Source organism: Verrucomicrobiota bacterium, from assembly GCA_016871495.1.
GTDB lineage: Bacteria > Verrucomicrobiota > Verrucomicrobiia > Limisphaerales > VHDF01 > VHDF01.
This window is the reverse complement of the sequence record VHDF01000156.1, coordinates 1-5,532: the sequence shown is the minus strand read 5'-3', so window position 1 is coordinate 5,532 and position 5,532 is coordinate 1. Positions and strand designations below refer to the sequence as shown.

Annotated in this window: 6 protein-coding genes and 1 riboswitch; of the genes, 3 read left to right on the top strand and 3 right to left on the bottom strand. The window is 59.6% G+C overall.

The window, feature by feature from the left end:
- Positions 1-807: 807 nt before the first annotated feature.
- From FJ404_19165 to FJ404_19155, 3 genes are read right to left on the bottom strand one after another with little or no spacing between them, the layout of a single operon-like run.
- Entirely contained in the window at positions 808-1,251 is a 444-nt protein-coding gene (locus FJ404_19165; protein ID MBM3824973.1) for a DUF5069 domain-containing protein, read from the bottom strand.
- Between the two features lie 22 nt (positions 1,252-1,273).
- Positions 1,274-1,807, bottom strand: coding sequence for a hypothetical protein (locus FJ404_19160; GenBank protein MBM3824972.1), 534 nt, complete (start codon positions 1,805-1,807; stop codon positions 1,274-1,276).
- Positions 1,808-1,840: 33 nt separating this feature from the next.
- Positions 1,841-2,926, bottom strand: a complete 1,086-nt coding sequence (locus FJ404_19155) for a DNA replication/repair protein RecF (protein ID MBM3824971.1) — start codon at positions 2,924-2,926, stop codon at positions 1,841-1,843.
- A gap of 195 nt (positions 2,927-3,121) precedes the next feature.
- Positions 3,122-3,242: riboswitch (SAM riboswitch) on the top strand.
- Between the two features lie 71 nt (positions 3,243-3,313).
- On the opposite strand from FJ404_19155, the gene FJ404_19150 reads away from it, so the two are divergent.
- Genes FJ404_19150 through FJ404_19140 form a run of 3 tightly spaced genes read left to right on the top strand, consistent with a single transcriptional unit; the run spans position 3,314 to position 5,181 of the window.
- The gene (locus tag FJ404_19150) at positions 3,314-4,573 is read left to right on the top strand and encodes a threonine synthase (protein ID MBM3824970.1); all 1,260 of its coding nucleotides are present in this window, start codon (positions 3,314-3,316) and stop codon (positions 4,571-4,573) included.
- An 18-nt stretch (positions 4,574-4,591) separates the two neighbouring features.
- Positions 4,592-4,867, top strand: a complete 276-nt coding sequence (locus tag FJ404_19145) for a MoaD/ThiS family protein (GenBank protein ID MBM3824969.1) — start codon at positions 4,592-4,594, stop codon at positions 4,865-4,867.
- Between the two features lie 11 nt (positions 4,868-4,878).
- On the top strand, positions 4,879-5,181 hold the full coding sequence (locus tag FJ404_19140) for a ferredoxin (GenBank protein ID MBM3824968.1): 303 nt from the start codon (positions 4,879-4,881) through the stop codon (positions 5,179-5,181).
- The last annotated feature ends 351 nt before the right edge of the window (positions 5,182-5,532 follow it).

Here is a 5,532-nt window from a genome sequence, read left to right as displayed (position 1 = left end):
CGGGAGCGAGGCGAATGAAGGGAGTGGCAGAGGAGTTGTTTGCGCTGAGGGATTTGAGGTTAAAGGTGGTGCGAGTGCCGGAACGGGATGAAGGTGGGTGAGGGGGCAGGAGATTTGGGAATTTCGAATTTCGAGTTTCGAGTTTCGAATTGCGATTGAGGAGGGAGGTAAGATGGGGGTCTTGTGACTTGCTCGTGCGGCGCATCCGAAGGTTATAGGCAAGTTTGAGATATGCAGTGCTTAAAAGGGCCTTTGAACGTGGTAAAGATATGCAAAGGTCTGGATGAGAAAGACATGAAGAAGCACGAGGCCTATCCTTGATGGATCTGGTCAGTGATTCGTCTTCGGAGCGCGACTTGGCTGAAAGCCAGTCGCAGCAGACCGAGCAGAATCACTTTGTTATTGGGGGACGATTGTCCAGGGTGACCACGGCGTGCATGCGGATCTCCCGAGGTGTCCATGCACCTCGGTTCCGGGAGGGCGGCGTTCCACCGCCGTCCCACCTTTTCAGAAGGTGATCAAGATGGGCTGCGGTGGAACGCAGCCCTCCCGGCGTGGTTCCTCGTCCCAAGGCGAGTCCAAGATGGGAGGTGACGATTCTTCAACCTCCCGAGTAACTTGATGCTCAAGTTACTCACCGTTCCGCACCCCGCCCCGGCGGAGTTCTTTGGAATAATACGGCAGTTGTCCTTAATGAATGGTTCCTCGCTGTTTTCGGTGGATCCAGCCTGGAGGACAATGGGCGAAGGTGCCCCGTCCGTGGAATCGAGGCCAGGAGCCGGCTGCGGATTTTCTCCCTCTGTTGAGCTATGCCACGCCGCCGTAACTGACGTAGTCGTCGAGGTCGAGCAGATCGAACCAAGTCATCAGGTCCGTGCGGGCAGGTGCGATCGTTTGATGGGTCGAATGAAAGTATTCCCGGGAATCCAACTGGGACGGTGCCCGCTGTTCCTCAAAGGTTGACCAAGCCGCGATGGAGGCGTCGTCAGGATAGCTTTTAGACTGCGACTTGATCCAGTCCAAGACCGCGCCATCGCCTTGTCCACCCGCGACGAACTTCTTGAGCGCCTCGGCCTCGACGCCTAAAAAATCGAGGCAGCGTTGGTCGAGGGGACATCCGAATTTGTAGTCGCCCTGAGTGCCCGCCAAGAGTGCGCGAGCCTTGTCCAGCATGCGCGGAAGAATGGCGACGCCTCCGAGGCGAACGCGCGGACTGCGGGGCGGTTGCTTGGTCAAGTCGGGAGCTTTCATGGCGTATGACGCAGAGGGTTCCTTATTTTGCGAGGGCGGATTCGATCATTTTCTTAAAATCGGCGGTGGCCTCCTTCGCGAGTGAGATTGGCCCCACCATCCGCACGAAGACGTGGCCCTCGGTGCCTTCGACGATGGCGCCTACGAGCGCGTGATTGGGGAGCGGGGTCTTCGGTCCGCCGGGCATACCGCTGGAATAGGTACCTTCCGCAAAGACATAGGTGATTTGAACTCCACCCACCTTGGTGGGTTCGGTCCGGGCTTTAATTTGAGCGCGAGGCTCCTGGAATTGCCCGAACCAGCGTTCCACGTTGGCCTGGGTGCCACCGCCATTGCCGGGTCCGAAATGGAAGAAGATCACTTCTGCGGATTCTCCCGCCTTCGCTCCGGGGACTTTGAGCTGCGCTTTGCGCATCGCGCTGGTGACTTCCACCGATTCCCAGCGGTCGGGACGTTGGAACTCGAATTGGCTCACTTTGAACTTGGCGGGCGCTGCGCCCATCAGAGTCGAAGTCGAAAAAAGCAGCAGCCCGAGAAGAGCGAAATATTTCAGCATGGCCAAAGGAAATAATGGATGTTGCATCAACCGTCAACTCGGGTCCGCGCGCAGTTGTCCGCGTTCGACCCGCCAGCGGTGGAGCCGGGCGCCAAGTTCGCCGGGCCAATTCTCCTCGGTGCAGGTCATGAAGACCTGGCCGCGCCCTTGATGCACGCGTTCCAGGAGCGGCATGAGACCGGCGCGCCGGGAAGCGTCCAACTCCCCCATGACATCGTCGATCAAGAGGACGGGCGGCGATCCCTTGAGTCCGGCGAGGTATTCCGCTTGGGCCATTTTGAGAGCCACGGCGGCGGAACGCTTTTGTCCTTCGCTACCGAATTGAGCCGCGGGTTTGTCGTCGAACGTCAGTCGCAGGTCGTCGCGGTGCGGACCCACCAAGGTGGTTCGAAGATGCTTTTCGCGCGAGGCCGATTGGGCGAGTTCGACGCCGAAATCCTCCTTTACACTGGCGGCGTATTCGACGCGGAAATCCTCGGCGGATTCTCCCGCGATGCGGCGGTGAGCGAGGCGCGCCAGGGGCGAAATGCGAGGCAGCAGCTCGCGCCGGAGCTGGATCAAACGGTCGCCCGTGGCCATGAGCTCCAGCGAGAATCCATGCAGGGTGTCGAGATCCACCACGCGCTGTTTCAACAACGCATTGCGGGAGCGCAACGCGCGGGCGTACCGCTGCAAGGCCGGCAAATAAGTGGCGTGAGTATGGGTGAGCAGCAGATCCATGAAGCGCCGCCTGGCCCGCGACGTTCCTTTGATGAGTTGGATGTCCTCAGTGCAAAACACCACCGCCTGGAGCACGCCCCAATAGTCCGTGATCTTTCGGACCGGCGCGCCGTCGAGCGAGAGCCGTTTTTCGGCGGTGGACCAATAGACGCGGACGTCGTGGGTGGCGGGGCCGCGGACTTCCGCGCCGACGAAATAGCCCTTGGCGCCGTGGCGGATCATTTGAGATCCGCCGACGCCCCGGAACGACCGCAGGGTGGCGAGGAGATAGATCGCCTCGAGGATATTGGTTTTGCCCTGGGCGTTCTGACCCAGGAAGAGATGGAACCCCGGATCGAAGGAAGCCTCCAAGCGCGCGTAATTGCGAAAATCGCGGAGTTTGAGGCGCGCCAGATGCACGGACATGGAATAGCGGGGAACGGACGCCGACGGAAGTGCCGAGTCGGAAGACTCCCGATTTTTCGACGTGCGGCGGCGGGTCGCAGGACGACCCCGCCGCGCTCCGGGGCAAAATGAGCATGACTCGGTCCGGAGGATCCCGATTGACATGGAAGGATGGATTTATCATGTTATCCGAATCCGTTGATTTGAACGGTCTCATTGCGAGTGGCTGAGGGTTCTGGCCCGTTGAAGCCACGGCAACCGGTCGGAAGGCGCTTCCGATGTCCAGGTGCTAAGTCCAGCCCGGGCTCGTGGAGTTCGGGGAAAATGAGAAGTGCGCGTGGTTTTCCATCCCCTTCTCATCTCCGGTGAGAAGGTTTTTTTGTGCGTGAAAGGTACGGAATTATGGAAGATCAAACTGGATTCATGAAGGCGTTGAAGTGCCGCGAATGTGGCCGCGAGTACCCGCTGGCCGCGACCCACGTTTGCGAGTTCGATTTTGGACCCCTCGAAGTCGTCTACGACTATGACCGCATCAAGTCGTCGCTGAGCCGGGAGAGCATCGTGAAGCGCTCCAAGAACATGTGGCGCTACCGCGAGTTACTGCCGGTGGCCAGCGAGCCGACGGTGGGCTGCCAAGTCGGCTTCACGCCCCTGATCAAAGCCGATCGCCTGGCCAAGAAACTGGGCATCGGCGAACTGTGGATCAAGAACGACACGGTCAATTATCCGACCCTTTCCTTCAAGGATCGCGTGGTCAGCGTCGCGCTGAGCCGCGCCCGGGAGTTGGGGTTCACCACGGTGGCCTGCGCTTCGACGGGAAATCTGGCGAACTCCGTGGCGGCCAATGCCGCGTCCGCCGGGTTGACCGCCTATGTTTTCATTCCTGCCGACCTGGAACAGGGCAAAGTCGTCAATTCGCTGGTCTATGGCGCCCGGGTCATCGGCATCAAGGGCCACTACGACGAGGTGAACCGTCTGTGCGCGGAAATCGCCGGGAAATACGGCTGGGCTTTCGTCAATGTCAACATGCGCCCTTACTACGCGGAAGGTTCCAAGAGCATGGGCTTTGAGATCATGGAGCAGCTGGGGTGGAGGATTCCCCAACACTCCGTGGTCTGCATGGCCTCGGGTTCGCTTCTGACCAAAATCCACAAGAGCTATCAGGAATTCTCGAAGCTGGGTCTGGTGCCTTCGAGCTCCTACAAGATCCACGGCGCCCAAGCCACCGGCTGTTCCCCGATCACGACGGCGCAAAAGGCCGGGCTCGATTTCTTCAAGCCCGTCAAGCCGAACACCATCGCCAAGTCGCTCGCCATCGGCACGCCGGCGGACGGATTTTACGCGTTGAAAGTGATGAAGGAAACGGGCGGCGCCGGCGAGGACGTGACGGACGACGAGATTCGGGAAGGCATCAAGCTGCTGGCGGAGTGCGAGGGCATCTTCGCCGAGACGGCGGGAGGAGTGACGGTGGGGGTGGCCAAGAAACTCATTGCCTCGGGCAAAATTCCTTCCGAGGATTCCGCGGTTCTCTGCGTCACCGGCAACGGACTGAAAACGCTGGATGCCGTGCTGGGCCACGTTGGGCACACGCGGGAAATCCGCCCGAGTTTGCGCGAGTTCGAGGCCTTGCTTGATTCCGACACGGCCATGGCCGCCGCCTGATAAAACGATCGCCACGTTATGTCTAAAAAAATTCGCATTCCCACCCCGCTGCGCAAACTGACCCAGGACGAGGAAGTCGTCGAGGTCCAGGCCGACACCGTCGGGGGCGCCATTGCCGAAATGCAGGCGCGGTTCCCCGGTGTTCAGGAGCGATTGCTCGACGAGGCCGGCAACATCCGCCGCTTCGTCAATGTGTACGTCAACGAGGAGGATATTCGATTTCTTGACAACCTGCGGACGCCCTTGAAGGACGGCGATGAGGTGAGCATCATTCCGGCCATCGCCGGCGGCTGAAGTATTTCATTATGGCCTCCCCTTCCACCAAGAAAAGGTTCACCCCTCGCGCCCGGACGACCAAGCCTCGATCCGAGCGTTCCCGTCTGTGGTTGATGTATCCACCGCGTTTGATCAAGCGGCCCGTCATCTGGGAGCTGGGCCACAAGTTCAAGGTGGTGACGAACGTCCGCCAGGCCAGCGTTACGGATGAAATCGGGATCGTGTGCCTCGAACTCGAGGGACTCGGTCCGGAGATTGAATCGGCGGTGGAATGGCTTACCAAACAGGGAGTGAACGTTGAGCCGGTGGAGATGGACGTGATGGAGAGTTAGGAATCGCGCCAAAATTAATTCCGATTTTCCCGCGCCGGGATTTTGACCTGGAGCGAGGCGCACTGAGGGAGCATGCCCTGGCCATGGGCCTGTGACCGGAAGTGCAACAATGCTCCAGGTCAAAAGAACAAGCGAGAAAATCGGAAGTAATTGTTGCACGGTTCCTTAGGCTGGAAACTCCCGGTCGGGGAACCGGGATGAGTTTTCCGGGCTAGCCCGGATATATCATAGGTCGTGGCGATTTTGGACAATTTGGGGCGTAATCGCCAATGTTGACGCGGGTTTGGCGGCCTGATGGGGATTTCCAGGTTTTTGACAGGGTGTCAGGATTTGGCGGCGCGCTGACGGGTG